A 16,129-nucleotide genomic window follows, 5' to 3' on the forward strand; every position below is an offset into this window, starting at 1 on the left:
GGACTTACACCCGTTAGATAATGCTCATGCCGAGCGTACAAAGAATACCTCCGACAGCCCGAACTGCCGGAGGTATTGTCTATATAGCATAGCCGATATTACAATGCCTTTACTTTCTTCATATCCGCCCACATCCGGCTCTTTTCCCCCTTGACCGTCGCAAGGTGTTCAAACACGATTTGCTTGGGCAGCACCTTGTGGCAAAAGTAGCTCGAACCGAAATACACGGCGTTCTTTTCCGAGTAGTTTATCCGTTTGTCGAACAGAAGTATCTGCATCTCCCGCTCTTTGAAAAATCGGCAGGGAGCACTGCTGTTCAACCATAAATTCGACAACAGAAGTGCGAACGGCTTGCCCAGCGCAAGGCAGCGTTCCACGACCTGCTGCTTGCGGCTGAACGGTGGATTGGAAACGATCATATCCCACTTCGGCGGCTCATACTCGAAGAAGTCCTGCCCCGTAAAGATATGCGAGAAGACGACCTCGTGCCCCGCCTCTTTCAGCGCGATGACAAACTCGCTGTTCTCGGTATCGAACGGACACCAGACGACGGCGTGTCGTGGCAGGAACTTGATAATCGGCAGCACCGCATGACGCGGCGTGTATTGCTCGTCGCCGAGCGGATGTTTCTTGTATCCTGCGTAAATCATACCTGCACCTCTTCCTCGTCTTTACTCTCGTTGTTGAAATCGAACGTAAGTTGCACGACCTGCCCAAAATTGTCCTCGACGTAGATGTCGATGGTCTGCTGGTCAGTCGATGCGGAGGTGTAGTAGAGACGGAACACCTCGCGGTCGAGCGGATAACGGTCGTTGGGCAGGAATACCGTGCCGTCATCCATGCGGAGCGTTCCCTTGCCGTCGGGCTGAAAGTAGCGGATCGTGTACCGCGCCTCGTCGTAGCGCCCCTCGCGGTGGAGCGTGCATCGTATCTCGGCGGTCTCGCCCTTTACGATCTTCGTCTGCACGGGCATCGTCTCCAACGTAAACGGGTACGCCTGCCGAACCTCCAGCTCATTGTCGCAGGACGAAAGCAGACAAGCCATCATCCCGATGAAAAAAGAAAAACCTAATCTTGTGATATTGAAACTTCTAATCATAACCTGAATTTTAATGTTTTGTTATTCGTCATTTTCTCCTGCAATTTCTTTTGCAGGTGTTCATTGAGGTCTTTGCATCCGGCATAAAGCCCCGAACAATCGACTACCTTCTCCTTGTAGCGGGCACGCAGCGCCTCGAACGTCTTTCGTCCCGCCTCGTCGTTGTCCAGCCAGCAGTTGATTTTCGCGTAACCGTCCAGATGGGGAAACGACTTGGCCAGATTGCCGACCGAATTGAGTACCACCACATCGTTACCTTCGGCCACTCCGAGCGTCGCGGCGGATAGGAAGTCGAAGAACCCCTCGAACACGTCGCAGGCATCCGTCGGTGTCTTCCGATGCGAGACGAGGGAGATGTCCTTCGGGGGAACACAGCCCTTGAACAACTTGCTGCGCAGCTCCCATCCTCCCGACACGTTCGGGAACCCGATAGCGAAATAGGGTTTTCCGTGTACGCGGTAGCTGATCTGCCGACAATGTCGGGCGGCCACCTCCGGGGAGATGCCCCGTTGCGCGAGATAGTCTTTCAGCACGCCGTAGATCAGCGTCTTTTGCTCGACCTCGTGAAATGCAGGCTCGGCGGCACGCTCCTTTGCAGGTCGCGGCGCAGGGAGCGGCACGAAATTCCCGCCTACGGTGTCCGAGATGTATTTCGCCTGCGTGAGAAAATCCGTGCTGCGGATCAACTCTCCGGCAAGGGTGAAAATATCGCCTCCGTGTCCCGCCCCGAAATCGAACCAGATATTTCTGTCCGTATTGACTTTGAACGACGGCGTCTTTTCCTCGCGGTAGGGAGCGTTGTACCACAGATCGTTTCGTTTCTGCATGGCAGGATGATACCCCAGCCGTTGCAGAAAGGTTTCCAAAGGCAACTGCCGTATTTCATCTATCGTCATGCCGTCAGTTGATGATGAATTTAAGGCCGATCCCGTATTGCGTATGGAAATGCCCCGTCGAGCCGCCCCATAAACACCTCTCGCGGACATTTACCAAAAGGGCGATGCGGTCGGCGAGGTAGGTTTCCACTTCGAGCGAGAGCGCCCCGCCGTAGATGAAAGCGTCCTTGCTCGCAAGGCGCGAACCGTCGAACAGCACCTTTTCGCCCCAATTCACCGTTTCATATCCGGCGAGTGCCGAACCGCCGATATAGACGAAGAAAATTTTTCGCGCGTCGGAAAGGAAATTGTAGTAGAATCCTCCCTCCGCCGTGAACTGCGCCGTCGGGATGCGGTTCTCCTTATAAGGATTATAGCGTTGCAGGTATTCGCCGCCGAACACCCACTTGTTGCCGCCTTTGGTGTAGGTGGCAAGCGCCGCCCCGAAATAGTAACCCGTTTCGGCACGGCTCGCGTGCGAGTAGAACCCGTCGGCCATGCCCGCCTTCAGTTCGATGCCCCGCATCTTGGGGAGGCATCGTTGAGCGTCGGCCCGCCCCACACAGAGGGCGAGCGACGCAACGAGGATGATTAAAAACCGCTTCATGGCTATTTCACTTTGAGTTCGTCGATGACATTCGCACGCACGAGGTCTTCATTCTCGATGGTAAACGACTGATGGCGGCCTCCGTTCTTCTCGTTCAGCTCCACAACGAGACACTTGTCGTCGGGGATGGTAAACTTCGCCATCGTGAATACAGTGCGCTCGTCCCTCTTTCCGGCCACGCGTGTGGCGTAGTTGTGGGCACGCAGCGGAAAAATGACCTGCTCTTGGATGGCCGTGCGCTTGGCCACTTTCTTATCGACGATTTTGAACGTGATGAAATCCACGTCGAACGGCACGTTGGAGGCGTTCTTAATCTGGGTGTGGAAATAGAGCAGCCCGTTGTGCGTGTAGATACCTTTGAGAAGATACTGAATCCCGAAGCGCTTGCAACCGATATGCTTCACTTCGCGCTTGTCCTGCTTGTGGATGGACTGCATGATAAGACGCACGAGTAGCGGCGATTCGCTCCCCAACTCCGAGAGGTAAATCTCCATCGCGTTGTTCGGGCGGTTCACGGCGCTGCCGTCATGGATGAAGTCGCACATCTCGACATTGAGCAGCAGCGGTTCGGCGGCATACTTCACATTGAAGGTATAGAACGAACCGTCCTCGGTGATGACCGACATATTGGTTTCCGTGCGGAAATCGCGCACGGTGGCCTTCACACGGATCACATTCTCCGCGCCTTCGGCCTTGCCCGCGATAAGGTTCGGCGAGCCGAGATCGACGTAGCGCACCGCCGCCGGAAAGATGACATGGACGGTCTTGTCGTAGGTAATCTCCAGCCCGTGCGGGGGAATCATGCGGTCGAACGTGAGTTTCTTCGTGAGGCCGTGATAGAGGTCGCCGTCGACCTCCGCCTGCGGATAGACCTCTTTCTGCAAGGCGATCTTCTCCGGCTCCTGCTCTGTTTCGATGCTTTGCTCCGCATTATCGGCAGCCTGCTGCGTGCCGTTCTCCGTCGTTACCTGCTCTTGTGCATGGACTGCACCGATGCCCGTTAAAAGGGCGAACATCATTACAAAAATCTTTTTCATTTTCATTGTGGATTTAGTGGTGGGGTTAAGAACCCCGGTTTAATAATCGGTTGTCTGTTAATTCTCCGGCTGGTAAAGCATTACCTTGTATCCGGCTTTCAGATGCACCTTGACGACGCGCATCTTCTGGGCGATGTACTGGCTCGTCCCTTGTATCACTCCTTTTCCGAGGTCGGAGGCGAGCTGCGCCCCGGCGTCGGTGGAGATGTTGATACTCGAACCGAGCGACGAACCCATGTTGGCGGCAATCTCCTTGACCGCGCTGATTTCCATCGAGCTGGGGATGAAGATGCCCTCCTGCCCGTCGCTGTCGAATACGGCGAGTTCGACCGGAATGATTGTCCCCCCGTATTCGAGCGAGGTAATCTCCACGCCGAGGCGTTCGCCCTGTACCCGTGCCGTACCCACGACTATGGTGTTGCGCGGGATGCGTATTCCTGCCACCTCCATCCGCTCCAGCAGCCGCAGGCGAACGGTCTGCCCGTCGGTTACGGTCTGGTCAGAGTGTACACAAGCCGCGATGGTATTCTTTTCGGCGGTGCTTGCGCTCCCGATAGCTGTGTGGAAACCGTAATTGCGCTCCCCGCTATGCGCCTCGATAAACTCCGCGTCGCTCATCGGCTGCGTCAGTGCCGACACCACCCGCGTCGTTACCTGCTGCACGGGCATCGCCACCGCCTTGCCGTTGCGGGTATGCGCCTTTTGGTTTTTGCCGTCGCCTGCCGGGGAGGGCTGCTGCACACCGTTCTGTCCCGCAGGCATATACTTGGCCGCCAGCTCGTAGGACTTCTCCAGCAGGGCTACCTGATCGTCGAGCGACGCACCGGAGGGCGCGGCCTGCTGCACCATCATCGCCTCCAGCTCCTCGACGCGCTCGCGCAGCTCCTCCTTTTCTGGATCGTCGGCAGGCTGTTCGTAGAAGCCGCCCAGCGTGCGGTTGATGTCCTGATACGCCGAGGCCGAGGAGCGGATCGTCTGTCGGGAACTGCCGCCGCCATAGGCACGGGCGGGCTGTTCGGGTTCGGGATTCAGCAGGTCGAAGTCGTCATGCCCGTCCTGCGGCTCTTCCTCCTTGTCCGAGAACAAGGAGGCGAGGTCGTGCATCTGCGAGCGGCGCTCCTGCTGTTTCTCCTCCATCCGCGCCTGCTCGTAGGCGGTGCGTTTGTCGGCGATGATGCCCGACTCTGCGGGCTGCGGCATTTCGGTATTGAATCCCATGCCCTGCGTCGCCTCGGCCTTCTCCTTTTCGGAGGGTGCGAAGATCAGCCACATCGAACCCGCAAAGAGCAACCCCATAAGCGGGTACACGAGCATCTTTCGGCGCTTTTGCCGCTGCTGCGGCGTAAGCGTCTGTTCAGGCTTCGCATCTTTCGGGGAGGAAGTCGGATTTTTGTTCTGTTCCTTTTGTTCCATAATCGTAATATTTATAAAGGTTGATACTGTCCTGCTTTTGGGGCAGGTTTAACTCTCTGATATGTTCGATCTCTATCTGCCGTCCGTTTTCCCGTCCGATCTGGTAGAGTGCCGTCCCGAACGTAAAGAGGGCGCAGACGGCGAAAAAGGTAAAGATCACCAGAACAACGGCGAGTTTCGTCCGCTGCGGCAGCGCCTCCAACTTTCGGCGCAGCCGCTCATCCTGCTTGTCCGTCCAATCGCGGACACGTTTCATACACTTTCCCATACGCCTATCTCTCCAATGTTTGCAGGTCGCGGTTTTCCAGAATCGTGAAGCCCTCGATAGTAAACCCGTTCGGGTTGTCGTCCGAGCGCGAGGCGTTCAGCAGACGGCAGCGCGTTACGAGGCTGCGCTCCGTCACGTTGCTCTCGCGGATAATCATCTGCCGCGCGTAGGTATTGACCTCGTAGGGATAGCGGTCGAAATTGCAGACCACAGAATCGACCTGCAACGCCTGATTGATATTGCCCGCGATGATGCGGTTGTAATACCCTTTCTCGGCGAAGTCCACATAGTAGTTGTAGGCGCTCTTGTCCGAGAGCAGCAGGGCGCGTTTGAGGTTGTGCTCGATGGCGCTCTTTTCCGGGGAGAGTGTAAAAAACAGCTCGTGAAAGCGGCGGACGTGCTCGCGTGCCTCCGCAGGGCGGTTTTGGGACAAGTCCTGCGACAAGGCGAGCATCAAGGATTTGCCGCCGTCGAGCACGTAGATCTTCTCGCGCTGCTTCTCGGCAAAGCCGTAGGCGCTGAACACCGAATAGACGGCGACGAGGGCGCACAGCGAGATGAAGACGATACCGAACAGACGTATCTGCCTGAACGATGTTTCGATATTTTTCAATGACTTAAATTCCATCTTGTTACTTTTATAGGATTATTTTCGTTTGAACAGTCTGCCTGCGGTGTGCTTCCATGCGGCCTTACCCATGTTCATGCCCGCGCGTCCGGCACGCCCGGCCACATTGCCCACGGCTGCTCCGGCGACGCCACCCACAACTCCGGCTCCCTTGCCCGCGAGCTGCGTCACGGCACGTCCGTAGCTTCCCGAACCTCCGGCTTGGATAATCCATCCGGCAACGGTCGGAATCGTGAAATAGCCGATGATCCCGATGATTAGGAACACGATATACACGCCGTTGGAGGCTTCGAGCGAGAAGTTCGGGTTGTTCTGCAACTCCGAAATGTCGTTTTGCAGCATCAACACCTGAATCTTCGCCAGCACGGAACTGAAAAGGTCTGAAACGGGCAGCCACAGATAAATCTGTATGTAGCGGCATATCCACTGCGTGAGCGTGGAGTGGAAGCCGTCCCAGACGGAGATCGCAAAGGCTATCGGGCCGAGTATGCTCAACACGATCAGAAAGAACGTCCGCAGCGTGTCGATCAGCAGGGCGGCAGCGGCGAACAGCAACTCCAGCACCTCGCGGAAGAAGTCGCGGATGTTCTTCTTCATGTTGTAAGCACCGCGCTCGACATACATTCCGGCCATCGCGATCATGTCGCTCGGCGACCAGCCCAGTTCTTCGAGCTGTCGGTCGAACTCCTCGTTCGAGACGAGGTAGGCCGTTTCGGGGTTGCGCATCATCGCCTCGTATTCGAGCTTGTCCTTCTGCTCGCGGTACTCGTTCATGTCGAGCGTCTGCGTTTCGAGCATCCGGTTCGTACCCTGCACGACAGGACTTAACACCGCGTTAAGCGTGCCGAGGACGACGGTCGGGAAGAACATGATACAAAAGCCGACGGCGAAAGGCCGCAGGAGGGGATACACGTCTATGGCCTCGGCGCGGGCGAGCGACTGCCACACGCGCACGGCCACATAAAAGAGCGCTCCCAAGCCCGCGATACCTTTGGCCACGCCCGCCATGTCCGCGCAGAGCGGCATCATCTCGGAATAGAGCGAGCGCAGGATGGTATGCAGGTTGTCAAATTCTATTGCCATTAACATCATAAGCGTATCGTGTCAAAGGTTTACCAATAGCGTTCGCTGCCGCTGCCGTACAGAGACAGCACTCTGTCCATATCGTTCTTTTTCCGTGCTCGCAGGTAGCTCACCGAGATGTTCTTGTTGGTATAGTACATCACCAGATTGCGGTAGTTGCGCACACGGTTGTAGCATCTGTCCACTACGTCCATGCGCTCCTTGTCGGTCATCGAGAGCGTCGTGATGTTCACCACGTCCTTCATCTCTTTGAGCACGTCGTTGCTCTCCTCCAGCAGCTTCGTGTAGCCGAAAGCGATGGCCGAAAGCTCTTCGGGCGTGTAATTCTCATCGCGCAGCATAAGCTGGAAGTTCGACACGTAGATGTCCGAGATTTCGCCGATCATCAAAATCGTGTTCTTGACCTTGACGGCATCCTTGACCAGATTGTTTACCGATTTGAGGGCGTCGTAATATTTCTTGCCCTGCTCGTAGATTTTCACCGTCTCCTGAAAATTCGACACCATATTGGTCGCCGTCTTCGAGGTGTGGATGATGTTCTTCGAGGCATTGATGATGCCTTGCGCGAGGTTGCCCGGATCGCTGACAACCCACTGCGCCCGCGCCGTGCCCGCAAGGAGCAGGCACGCGCCGAGTAGTAGGATGATTCTTGTTTTCATTCTCTTTTGGGATTTAGCGGTTTGTTTACTGTTGTTCGCTCACGCGGGTATAGTCGCCGTGCGGCGAGAAGGTCAGCACGTCCGCCGCCTCGTTATAGGCGATGTCGATACGGTAGCCCGTGTTGATGAAAAGATTGCCGTTCTCCTCGCGCAACAGGTAGGTTTCGGGCTTCATGCGGCGCGAGAGGCCGCCGCGCTTGAATACCGTAACCTTGTAGGCGTCGCCCTCGCGGTAGATCAGCACGTCGGGTTTCCTGCCCACGCTTACCCAATTTCCGCACAGCTTGCTGCAATCCGTCTCCTTTACTTCGGTGCAGGCTTGCAGCATCAAAGCCGCAAGCGAGACCATACAACTGCTCAATGTGAGCCACTTTTCTCTGCTTATATTCATATACTTTTCGTTTTTTGATGTGATTACTTTTTATTTCTGCGGCTCTCGGCGAGCTGCCGTATCGCCGCCTCGATGTCGCCGCCCAGCTTCTCGGCAAGGGCATATACCTCCATCTTCTCGCTCTCCTCCGTCGTGTAGGCCAGATACTCTTCGGCGCTGACCTCGGTGGCATAGACCGCCGACTGCGTGCCGCCCAGCCCGATCCAGACCTCTTTATAGAGGCGCGAGGGGTGGTTGGCCATGTTGATCGAGAGAATCTGTCCCTTCTCCTTGTCGGTCAGCCCCAAGAGCGCTTGTATCTGGTCGAACTTGTTGATATATTTGCGCTGATCCAAGAGGATTTTGCAATCCGAGTTGTTGATGATACTCTCCTTGACAATCGGCGAGGCGATGATGTCGTCCACCTCTTGCGTGACCACGACGGCCTCGCCGTAGAACTTACGAACCGTCTTATAGAGGTACTTGATGTAGGAGGCCATGTTCGCCGAGGCGATGGCCTTCCACGCCTCCTCGATAAGTATCATCTTACGGATGCCTTTCAGACGGCGCATCTTGTTGATGAACAGCTCCATGATGATAATCGTCGTTACCGGAAAAAGGATCGGGTGGTCTTTGATGGCATCGATCTCGAAGACGATGAACCGCTTTTGCAGCAGGTCTAACTGCTTGTCGCTGTTCAGCAGGTAGTCGTACTCCCCGCCGCGATAATACGGCTCCAGCACATTGAGGAAATTAGCGAGGTCGAAATCTTTCTCGCGCACCTTTTTCTCCTCCAGCACGGCGCGGTAGTCGCTCTTTACAAATTCGTAGAAGGTGTTGAACGACGGCTCGATCCCCGCATCCCGCTTGATACGCTCAATGTAGAGCGCCACGGCGTTCGAGAGGGCGACCTCCTCGGAGCGCGTGGCAGGCTCGGTGTCCTTTTTCCAGAGCGTCAGGAGTAGCGTCTTGATGCTCTCGCGCTTCTCGATGTCGAACACCTTGTCGTCGGTGTAGAACGGATTGAACGCGATGGGGCTTTCATCGGTGTACGTGAAATAGATTCCGTCCTCGCCTGCGGTCTTGCGGCGGATCATCTCGCACAATCCCTGATAAGAGTTACCCGTGTCGATCAACACGATATGCGTCCCCTGCTCGTAGTATTGCCGCGTGAGGTGGTTCGTAAAAAACGACTTGCCGCTGCCCGAAGGCCCTAAAATGAACTTGTTCCTATTCGTGATCACGCCTTTCTTCATCGGCAGGTCGCTGATGTCCAGATGCAGCGGCTTGCCCGTGAGCCTATCGACCATCTTGATGCCGAACGGCGAGAGCGACGAGCGGTAGTTGGTCTCACCGGTAAAGAGGCAGACCGCCTGCTCGATGAACGTGTAGTAGCTCTCCTCGGCGGGGAAATCACCCTCTCCGCCCGGTATGGCCGCCCAGAACAGCGTCGGGCAGTCCACCGTGTTATGGCGCGGGGTGCACTCCATCGCCGCGAGCTGGCTGCCCGTGTCGTTCTTGATGTGCTTCAGCTCCTCCCTATCGTCCGACCATGCCATCACGTTGAAGTGGGCACGCACGGAGGTAAGGCCAAGGCTATGCGCCTCGTTGAGATACTCGTCGATCCACTCCTTGTTTATCTGGTTGGAACGCGAATAGCGCGAGAGCGACTGCATATTGCGGGCGCTTTTCTCGAAACGCTGCAAATTTTCCTCGCTGTTGTCGATCAGCAGATATTGGTTATAAATGTGGTTGCACGGCAACAGCAAGCCGACGGGCGAAGCGAACGACAGACGGCAGTCCGAGCGGTCGGTGGAGAGCTTCTCGTAACGGGTATCGGTAGCCACATAGCCCGGCAGGTCTTCCGCGTCGGAGAGCGTGTGCAGGCACAGGATATTGTCGCCGATGCGCATCTCCCCGGCCGAGAGGGAGATGTCCTGCAAGCAGGCGGTATCCTCCAATGAAAGGGAAAAGTATTTCTCGATCAATCCCGCACTCGTGGCCGTTCCGGTAATCTCATCGGAAGTAAGGCGTCGCAGGCGGACGAAGCCGCTGTCGTTCATAATGCGCTCGAACTGCTCGGTCGCCTCGATGAATTTGGCCGCAGCGTCCTTGTCGCGTATCTCCTTCGGGATGATATGCCCCCGGCAGAGGGTGTTGAAATTACTCTGCTGGCGGCTGCGCTCCTTCGTGGTTTTCGTCAGGAACAGAAAGCACGAGTGGTTCAGGTACGGACGTTCGTTGAAATGACGCTCGAACGAACGCGACAGAAAGCTCATGTCGTCCTTTTGCAGTTCGGGGCGGTACTGCTCGCGCACGAACCAGTCCTGCTTGTGGACGATGCTGTAATCGGGCAAGACCTTGATGGCCTTGCACCATGCCGAATGTATGGCCTCGTATTCGGCGGAGGTCACGGTGTACAGCTCCGGCAACTCGACCTCGAAGGCCACCGTGATGTCCGCTTCTTTGGAGAGGATGCAGCCGTGCTCGACAGCCAGCAGCGGAAATTTCGATTCGAGCGTCGATGCTTTAAGTATGTTTCTCATTCTTCTCTTTTTTACGGGTAAATAATCGGGCGATGCGGCGACGGTTGATCAGATAGCGCGGGTGGCTGCGTACTGCGCCCAGCTTCATCAATCCATGTTGCCCGTATCGGGCATTCAGGGCGAATGTCTGCCAGACCAGAACGGACGCAGAAATCACCCCGAAGCCGATACAGAACCATTGGTCGATACCGACCATGTAGAGGATGATGAAGAGGACGAATACGACGAGCAGACCTCCGCAGAAAATGAAAAGGTACTGCGCTTTCAGCCCCTTGAACTCAACCGAACGGCCGATCCCCTTGTTGATAGGGAACTCTGCCATGATGCGCGTTTTTACAGGAAGAACGAGCGTAAGATGGTCGCGGCGACAATCAAGAAAATGCACGCTCCAAACCAGCTCGCGGCGGTTTTCGACGTGTCGGGATCGCCCGACGAGAATTTGCCATAGACCTTGACGCCGCCGATCAGACCGATGACCGCTCCGCAAGCGTAAATCAACTTCGTTGCCGGATCGAAATAGCTCGTCACCATATTGGTGGCTTCGGTAATGCCCGCCATGCCGTTGCCTTGTGCAAAGGCCGAAGATGCAGCCAGAAGAAGGGCTGCCGAGAAAAGAAGATGTCTCTTGTTCATAAATTGTTTTCGGATTGTTCCGGACGGTTGGATAGGCCGCCCGGCGGGTTGATACTGATTTTAACTTTGTGGATTTAGTGATCTGCATTTCAGGGGTGCAGCTACCCGTACTCTTTTTCTTTCATCGTTCATTACTCTTTTAATCGTTATACAAAATCCCGAATGTCGAAACCGACGGCCTCGTCCGGCATATCGGGCGACGGGGCCACCGCCACGGCAGGCGGGCTTAAATAATAGTCCATCAATCCCGATATTTTCGCTCCGATGGCTGCCGAACCGTTCGACAGCCGCTCGAAAAACTCCGTGCCGCCGAGCTGTCCGAAAACCTGCCCCGCCTGCCTGCGCTCCGTGTCGGTGGCCGAGCTGTCGCCTGCGGTCTTGACCGCACGGGCGATCTCCTCGAAGCTCGCTCCCGAAGCGTAGCGCTGGCGGCCTGCCGCGAGCGGCATCTCCTCCTCTTCTTCCCACGTCTCCTCCTCCTCGTATTCGAGCGGTACATCGGGAATTTCCAGATGCTCGAAAGCCTCGTCCAGCTTCTCGTCGGGGATACGCGCGGAAGTCCGTTTTTCGGTTTCGGGGACAAATGTAGCCGCATTTTCCATCGGTTTCTCGTTTTCCGGTTTCGTGGCAGCTTGTGGCGTCGGGATGGCAGCATCTGGCGTTCTCGGCCTTATCCGAAAGGTGCTTTTCCCCACGATGTCCGGCCGCTCCTGCGGCGGTACGGCGAGTGTCGCATCCGACTGCGGATTTTTCCCCGCCTGATGCTTCTCCCAGCAAAGGTAGGCGGCCAGCCATATCCCGTAGCCGACAAGCAGGCATACTAAAAGCGTCTCCATAGCCGTCTAAAAAATAGGACGGTTATGTTCGTCGTACAGCGAGGCGATGACCTCCTTGTGAGAGGCGAAATGCTCCGCCAGCACATTGTCGATGTAGCTGAACAGCGTAACATCGTCGCCGCCGATAACGCGGGCGATACGCCTGATTCGCTCGTGGTACTCCCTGCGTACATAGACCAGCTTGCCCTGACGGGCGACCGTATCGGCTTTCTTCAAATAACGCGAGCGGTAATTCTTCTTCGCCTCCCGCTTGTTCCATCTTTTCCAAATCATAGCTAAATCAAATTATTGAGTTGTTTTTTATAAAGGATGTTAATCGCTTCCCGATGTTCTTTGAGATGTTGCGCGAGAACCGTGTCAATATATCCGCCGATGGAAATACCTTTTTCGGCGGCAAGGATATTCACGATTTTGGAAATCTTGGTATGAATTTCCCTGCTGATATAGACGCATTGGCGCGTTTTGATCTCATTGCGTTTTAGATATTTGCCTCGGTAGTCGGCAGCGGCGGCTTTCGTTTCCGACATTTCCTCGAATGAAGGCCCGAAATAATTTTTCTTACTCATGATTATCCGTTTTTATTTATTAGAAAATATTGTTATTCATCTCATAGCGTTTTTTTATCTCCTCTTGAAACATATCGAAGTGATGCGCCAGCACGTTGTCGATATAGCTGAACAGCGACACTTCGTCTTTGCCGATTACCCGCAGAATAAGCTGTATGCGTTCGTGATACTCCTTACGGATGTAAACTGTCTTGCCGATCCTTGCAGGTATAGTCGCCTCTTTCAGAAAGAGTGCTCCGTAATCCTGCTCTTTGTTTCTGGCCTTTCGGCGGCGAGGCTCTTCCCGCTGCTCCTCCGGCGGCAGGGGTTCGGGAGCTGCCGCCGCCTCGTCGGTCGGACTTTCTGTCGCCCGTGCCGACGGCGGAAGCGTCAAGTCGTCCTGCCGGAACGAGTTGATGATAAAATTCTCGTCGATACCCTCGACATTCGTTTTTTTCGCCATAGACTTACTGCTTTACGATTGTCAGGATTTCATCGACCAGTGCATCGAGGTTGCTGCCCCTTACGAGTGTTCTGTCCGCAGGGAAGAGCGTCGAGCGGAATACCGCCTTGCGCTCCGAGGCGGCCTCTTTGCGGAAACGCTTGCTGTCCGGCAGATAGGTTTTCAGTATCGGAAGCGCCAGCTCCGCACAGATTTTTTCGTAGGCGGAGTAGATCTCCGTCTTTTCGCGTCCGTCCACCATGTTCCAGAGCATATACAGCCCCTTGATGTCGGTCTTTCCCGTGCTGATCATGTGCTCGTTGATGACCGTGGCGAACTGCATGGAGCTGGTCATCACGACACGGTCGGCGATGATCGGGCAGATAATATAATCCATCGCGGCGATGGCCTTTACGATATTCGGGTTGTTGATCGTGCCCGGCAGGTCGAAAAACACGATGTCCAGAGGTCGCCCCGTTCCGGCCTGCTTCGCCGCCGTTTCCGCCGCATCCTCCGGCTTGCAGCACAGCACGGGATAGGCTTTCTTGTCGAGCCGTTTGAACTGCTCGTAGGCCATCGCCTTATAATGCTCGTCCTTCATGGTCGTGTCCATATCGCGCCTGCGCATATCATGGATGCTGTACTGCGGAAAGTCGCAATCGACAACCGCGACGTTGTATCCTTTGACATAGTGCAGGTAACTTGCGACGAGCGCCGTGATGGTTGTTTTTCCGGCTCCTCCCTTTTGTGTGGAGAAAGCCACGTAAATCGGTTTGTTCATACTGTCATACATTTTAATCGTTATACATTGAGTTATCTGTTTTTACAAACATTCGGTCAGCCTTATCGCCGTTCCGATGTTTGGCCGTCCTGACGGGCGTATATCCCGACGGACAGCCCAACGTCGCAACCAACCAACATTGGGCTGGTTGCTGCAACCGTCTGCCCGACATGTGCGGGTTGCTCGGATTGTCCGTCCGTACCTCGGTCTGCACCTATCTACTTCCGAATGTTCCGCCCGCCGCATATTGGTTTATGCCGCAAATAAACAAGGAAAAAATGTCGCTTGTATCGTTTGCGTCCCATGTGGCAGCTTGTGGCGTCGGGATGGCAGTGTTTGGCGTTTTCGGCCTCTGGAATCCGACGCCGGAAACCTCTACATTTGCACCCAAGCGACAGGGCGCACCACGCGGCTTCATGCTGCGGTCGAAATCGGTTCTCCCGCAATCCGTCCCCGGACGGATTTTTATGTTCATCGGAACATAGCAAGGTGTGTATCGAGTAACTCGATACTTTTCGGGTTACTCCCGAAAACCTTGCCCTTGCAGGGGGCCGGGCTGTCCCTCCGAAGTCGGGCAGCCACAAAGAGGAGACCTGCGGTCTGCATCCGTGTGGTGGCTTATGTCGCGCAACCACTAAATCCATAAGTATATGAAAGGTAAGACAAGAAACGTCGGGGGCAAGCCGCCCAAACCCGACAAGGCCGCGCATCCGGTCATGGTGCGCTTCACGGACGAGGAATACGCCCGTTTCCTCGCTCTGTACGAGCAATCGGGCGTGTATGCCAAAGCGGTATTCATCAAAGCCCGCGTATTCGGCGCGGAGTTTCGCGTGCTGAAAGTCGATAGGACGCTCGTCGATTATTACACGAAACTCTCCTCGCTGCACGCCCAATACCGTGCCGTAGGCGTCAATTACAACCAGACCGTAAAGGAGCTGAAGAGCCGCTTTTCGGAGAAAAAGGCGATGGCGCTGCTCTATAAATTGGAGCGCCTGACGGTGGAACTCGCCGAAATAAGCCGTCGGATTCTCGCCCTAACCCACGAATTTCAGCAGCAATGGTTGCCAAAATTAACGTAGGAAGCTCCCTTTACGGGGCTTTGGCGTACAACGGCGAGAAGGTAAACGAGGGGCAGGGGCGGTTGCTGGCGACCAACAGAATCTTCGACGAGGGGACAGGCTGCCTCGACATCCGGCAGGCTGCGGAGGACTTCGCACGCTGTCTGCCGGAGCAGGTGCGGACGGCGAAACCCGTCGTTCATATCTCCCTGAACCCGCATCCCGACGACCGTCTGGGCGACACGGAGCTGACGGCCATCGCCGAGGAGTATCTCGCAAGACTCGGTTACGGCGACCAGCCCTATGCGATCTTCAAGCACGAGGACATCGACCGCCACCACGTGCACATCGTGACGCTATGCGTGGACGAGCAAGGGAAGAAAATCGGCGACAGCTTTCTGCACCGCCGCAGCAAGAACATCACCCGTGCTTTGGAGCAGCAGTACGGCCTGCATCCTGCCGAGCGCAAGCGGCAGACGCAGTGCGAACCGCTGCGGCGCGTGGATGCGGCGCAGGGCGACGTGAAGAAGCAGATCGGAAACGTGCTGAAAGGCATATCCGGCAAGTACCGCTTTCAGTCGCTCGGAGAATACCGCGCCCTGCTGTCGCTCTACGGCATAACCGTCGAGGAGTGCAGGGGCGAGATGCAGGGACGCGAATATCACGGCTTCGTCTATTCGGCCATCGACGCGCAGGGGGAAAAGGTCGGCACACCGATCAAAGCCTCCCGTTTCGGCAAACGCTACGGGTACGAGGCGTTCGGGAGGTGGTGCGAGACAAGCAAGGCGCAGATCAAGAAGCAGAAGACGGGCGACATGACAAAGGCGACCGTGCTTGCCGCCATGCGGCGCACGAAAGAGAGGACGGAGTTTGTCGCGGCACTCGAAGCCAAAGGCGTGAACGTGGTACTGCGCGAGACCGACACAGGGCGCATATACGGCGCGACGTTCATCGACCACCGCACGGGCTGCGTCCTGAATGGCTCGCGCATGGGCAAGGAGCTTTCAGCAAACGCCTTGCAGGAACATTTCGCACCTCCCGCTCCGGGGATTCCGCTCTCTATCGACCTGCCGCAACCCGTAGCAGAAACGGCGGACAACACCTCGCAGGCGGCCGGCTATGAAGAGCTGCCGGACGCTTTGGGACTGTTCTCGCCGTCGGCAGGCGGGGCGGATGCCGAGGAGCAGGCGTTCATGCACGAGATGCAGCGGAGAAAGAAGAAAAAAAGAAAACATCGTAAAATCTAATC

At 55.9% G+C, this 16,129-nt stretch carries 21 protein-coding genes and 1 pseudogene; 2 read left to right on the plus strand and 20 right to left on the minus strand.

Annotated features, from left to right (window positions below):
• Positions 1 to 98: 98 nt before the first annotated feature.
• From DXB58_RS24430 to DXB58_RS27770, 20 genes and pseudogenes are all read right to left on the minus strand, one after another.
• Entirely contained in the window at positions 99 to 650 is a 552-nt protein-coding gene (locus DXB58_RS24430; protein WP_122138542.1) for a tRNA (adenine-N(6)-)-methyltransferase, read from the minus strand.
• Complete coding sequence (locus DXB58_RS24435; protein WP_122138570.1) at positions 647 to 1,048, minus strand: DUF3872 domain-containing protein; 402 nt, start codon at positions 1,046 to 1,048, stop codon at positions 647 to 649. The genes DXB58_RS24430 and DXB58_RS24435 overlap by 4 nt, the downstream gene beginning before the upstream one ends.
• Positions 1,049 to 1,095: 47 nt before the next feature.
• Positions 1,096 to 1,995: a toprim domain-containing protein gene (locus tag DXB58_RS24440; RefSeq protein ID WP_122138543.1), complete on the minus strand. Its 900-nt coding sequence runs from the start codon at positions 1,993 to 1,995 to the stop codon at positions 1,096 to 1,098.
• A 4-nt stretch (positions 1,996 to 1,999) separates the two neighbouring features.
• Positions 2,000 to 2,581 (minus strand): conjugal transfer protein TraO, encoded by a 582-nt coding sequence (locus DXB58_RS24445; protein ID WP_122138544.1) that lies wholly within the window; start codon positions 2,579 to 2,581, stop codon positions 2,000 to 2,002.
• A 2-nt stretch (positions 2,582 to 2,583) separates the two neighbouring features.
• The gene (gene traN / locus DXB58_RS24450) at positions 2,584 to 3,618 is read right to left on the minus strand and encodes a conjugative transposon protein TraN (RefSeq protein ID WP_122138571.1); all 1,035 of its coding nucleotides are present in this window, start codon (positions 3,616 to 3,618) and stop codon (positions 2,584 to 2,586) included.
• Positions 3,619 to 3,675: 57 nt separating this feature from the next.
• The gene (gene traM, locus DXB58_RS24455; RefSeq protein WP_122138545.1) at positions 3,676 to 5,031 is read right to left on the minus strand and encodes a conjugative transposon protein TraM; all 1,356 of its coding nucleotides are present in this window, start codon (positions 5,029 to 5,031) and stop codon (positions 3,676 to 3,678) included.
• A complete protein-coding gene (locus tag DXB58_RS24460; protein ID WP_233527358.1) occupies positions 4,973 to 5,287 on the minus strand; it encodes a TraL conjugative transposon family protein in 315 nt (104 codons plus the stop codon). Before DXB58_RS24460 ends, traM begins: the two co-directional genes overlap by 59 nt.
• A gap of 16 nt (positions 5,288 to 5,303) precedes the next feature.
• A complete protein-coding gene (gene traK / locus DXB58_RS24465; protein WP_122138547.1) occupies positions 5,304 to 5,927 on the minus strand; it encodes a conjugative transposon protein TraK in 624 nt (207 codons plus the stop codon).
• A gap of 18 nt (positions 5,928 to 5,945) precedes the next feature.
• Positions 5,946 to 7,004: a conjugative transposon protein TraJ gene (gene traJ / locus DXB58_RS24470; RefSeq protein ID WP_122138572.1), complete on the minus strand. Its 1,059-nt coding sequence runs from the start codon at positions 7,002 to 7,004 to the stop codon at positions 5,946 to 5,948.
• Positions 7,005 to 7,039: 35 nt separating this feature from the next.
• The gene (locus DXB58_RS24475) at positions 7,040 to 7,669 is read right to left on the minus strand and encodes a DUF4141 domain-containing protein (RefSeq protein ID WP_122138548.1); all 630 of its coding nucleotides are present in this window, start codon (positions 7,667 to 7,669) and stop codon (positions 7,040 to 7,042) included.
• Positions 7,670 to 7,694: 25 nt separating this feature from the next.
• Entirely contained in the window at positions 7,695 to 8,060 is a 366-nt protein-coding gene (locus tag DXB58_RS24480; RefSeq protein ID WP_119965342.1) for a DUF3876 domain-containing protein, read from the minus strand.
• 23 nt (positions 8,061 to 8,083) lie between these two features.
• On the minus strand, positions 8,084 to 10,585 hold the full coding sequence (locus tag DXB58_RS24485) for a TraG family conjugative transposon ATPase (protein WP_122138549.1): 2,502 nt from the start codon (positions 10,583 to 10,585) through the stop codon (positions 8,084 to 8,086).
• Positions 10,569 to 10,907: a DUF4133 domain-containing protein gene (locus tag DXB58_RS24490; RefSeq protein ID WP_122138550.1), complete on the minus strand. Its 339-nt coding sequence runs from the start codon at positions 10,905 to 10,907 to the stop codon at positions 10,569 to 10,571. Before DXB58_RS24490 ends, DXB58_RS24485 begins: the two co-directional genes overlap by 17 nt.
• Positions 10,908 to 10,918: 11 nt before the next feature.
• Positions 10,919 to 11,218: a DUF4134 domain-containing protein gene (locus DXB58_RS24495; RefSeq protein WP_119965349.1), complete on the minus strand. Its 300-nt coding sequence runs from the start codon at positions 11,216 to 11,218 to the stop codon at positions 10,919 to 10,921.
• A gap of 146 nt (positions 11,219 to 11,364) precedes the next feature.
• Positions 11,365 to 12,054, minus strand: a complete 690-nt coding sequence (locus tag DXB58_RS24500; protein ID WP_122138551.1) for a conjugal transfer protein TraD — start codon at positions 12,052 to 12,054, stop codon at positions 11,365 to 11,367.
• Positions 12,055 to 12,060: 6 nt separating this feature from the next.
• On the minus strand, positions 12,061 to 12,327 hold the full coding sequence (locus tag DXB58_RS24505) for a DUF3408 domain-containing protein (RefSeq protein WP_122138552.1): 267 nt from the start codon (positions 12,325 to 12,327) through the stop codon (positions 12,061 to 12,063).
• A gap of 2 nt (positions 12,328 to 12,329) precedes the next feature.
• A pseudogene (locus tag DXB58_RS24510) lies at positions 12,330 to 12,584 on the minus strand (DUF3408 domain-containing protein); the annotation flags it as partial.
• Positions 12,585 to 12,639: 55 nt separating this feature from the next.
• Positions 12,640 to 13,062, minus strand: coding sequence for a DUF3408 domain-containing protein (locus DXB58_RS24515; RefSeq protein ID WP_122138554.1), 423 nt, complete (start codon positions 13,060 to 13,062; stop codon positions 12,640 to 12,642).
• 4 nt (positions 13,063 to 13,066) lie between these two features.
• Positions 13,067 to 13,822, minus strand: a complete 756-nt coding sequence (locus DXB58_RS24520) for a ParA family protein (RefSeq protein WP_122138573.1) — start codon at positions 13,820 to 13,822, stop codon at positions 13,067 to 13,069.
• Positions 13,823 to 13,835: 13 nt separating this feature from the next.
• On the minus strand, positions 13,836 to 14,036 hold the full coding sequence (locus DXB58_RS27770; RefSeq protein ID WP_158571584.1) for a hypothetical protein: 201 nt from the start codon (positions 14,034 to 14,036) through the stop codon (positions 13,836 to 13,838).
• A 436-nt stretch (positions 14,037 to 14,472) separates the two neighbouring features.
• Between DXB58_RS27770 and mobA the strand changes: the two genes are divergently transcribed.
• Positions 14,473 to 14,901 (plus strand): conjugal transfer protein MobA, encoded by a 429-nt coding sequence (gene mobA, locus DXB58_RS24530; protein WP_119965359.1) that lies wholly within the window; start codon positions 14,473 to 14,475, stop codon positions 14,899 to 14,901.
• On the plus strand, positions 14,880 to 16,127 hold the full coding sequence (gene mobB / locus DXB58_RS24535; protein ID WP_122138555.1) for a conjugal transfer protein MobB: 1,248 nt from the start codon (positions 14,880 to 14,882) through the stop codon (positions 16,125 to 16,127). Before mobA ends, mobB begins: the two co-directional genes overlap by 22 nt.
• The last annotated feature ends 2 nt before the right edge of the window (positions 16,128 to 16,129 follow it).

Origin of the sequence: Bacteroides sp. OM05-10AA (genome assembly GCF_003439055.1) — a bacterium.
Taxonomy (GTDB): Bacteria; Bacteroidota; Bacteroidia; order Bacteroidales; family Bacteroidaceae; genus Bacteroides; species Bacteroides intestinigallinarum.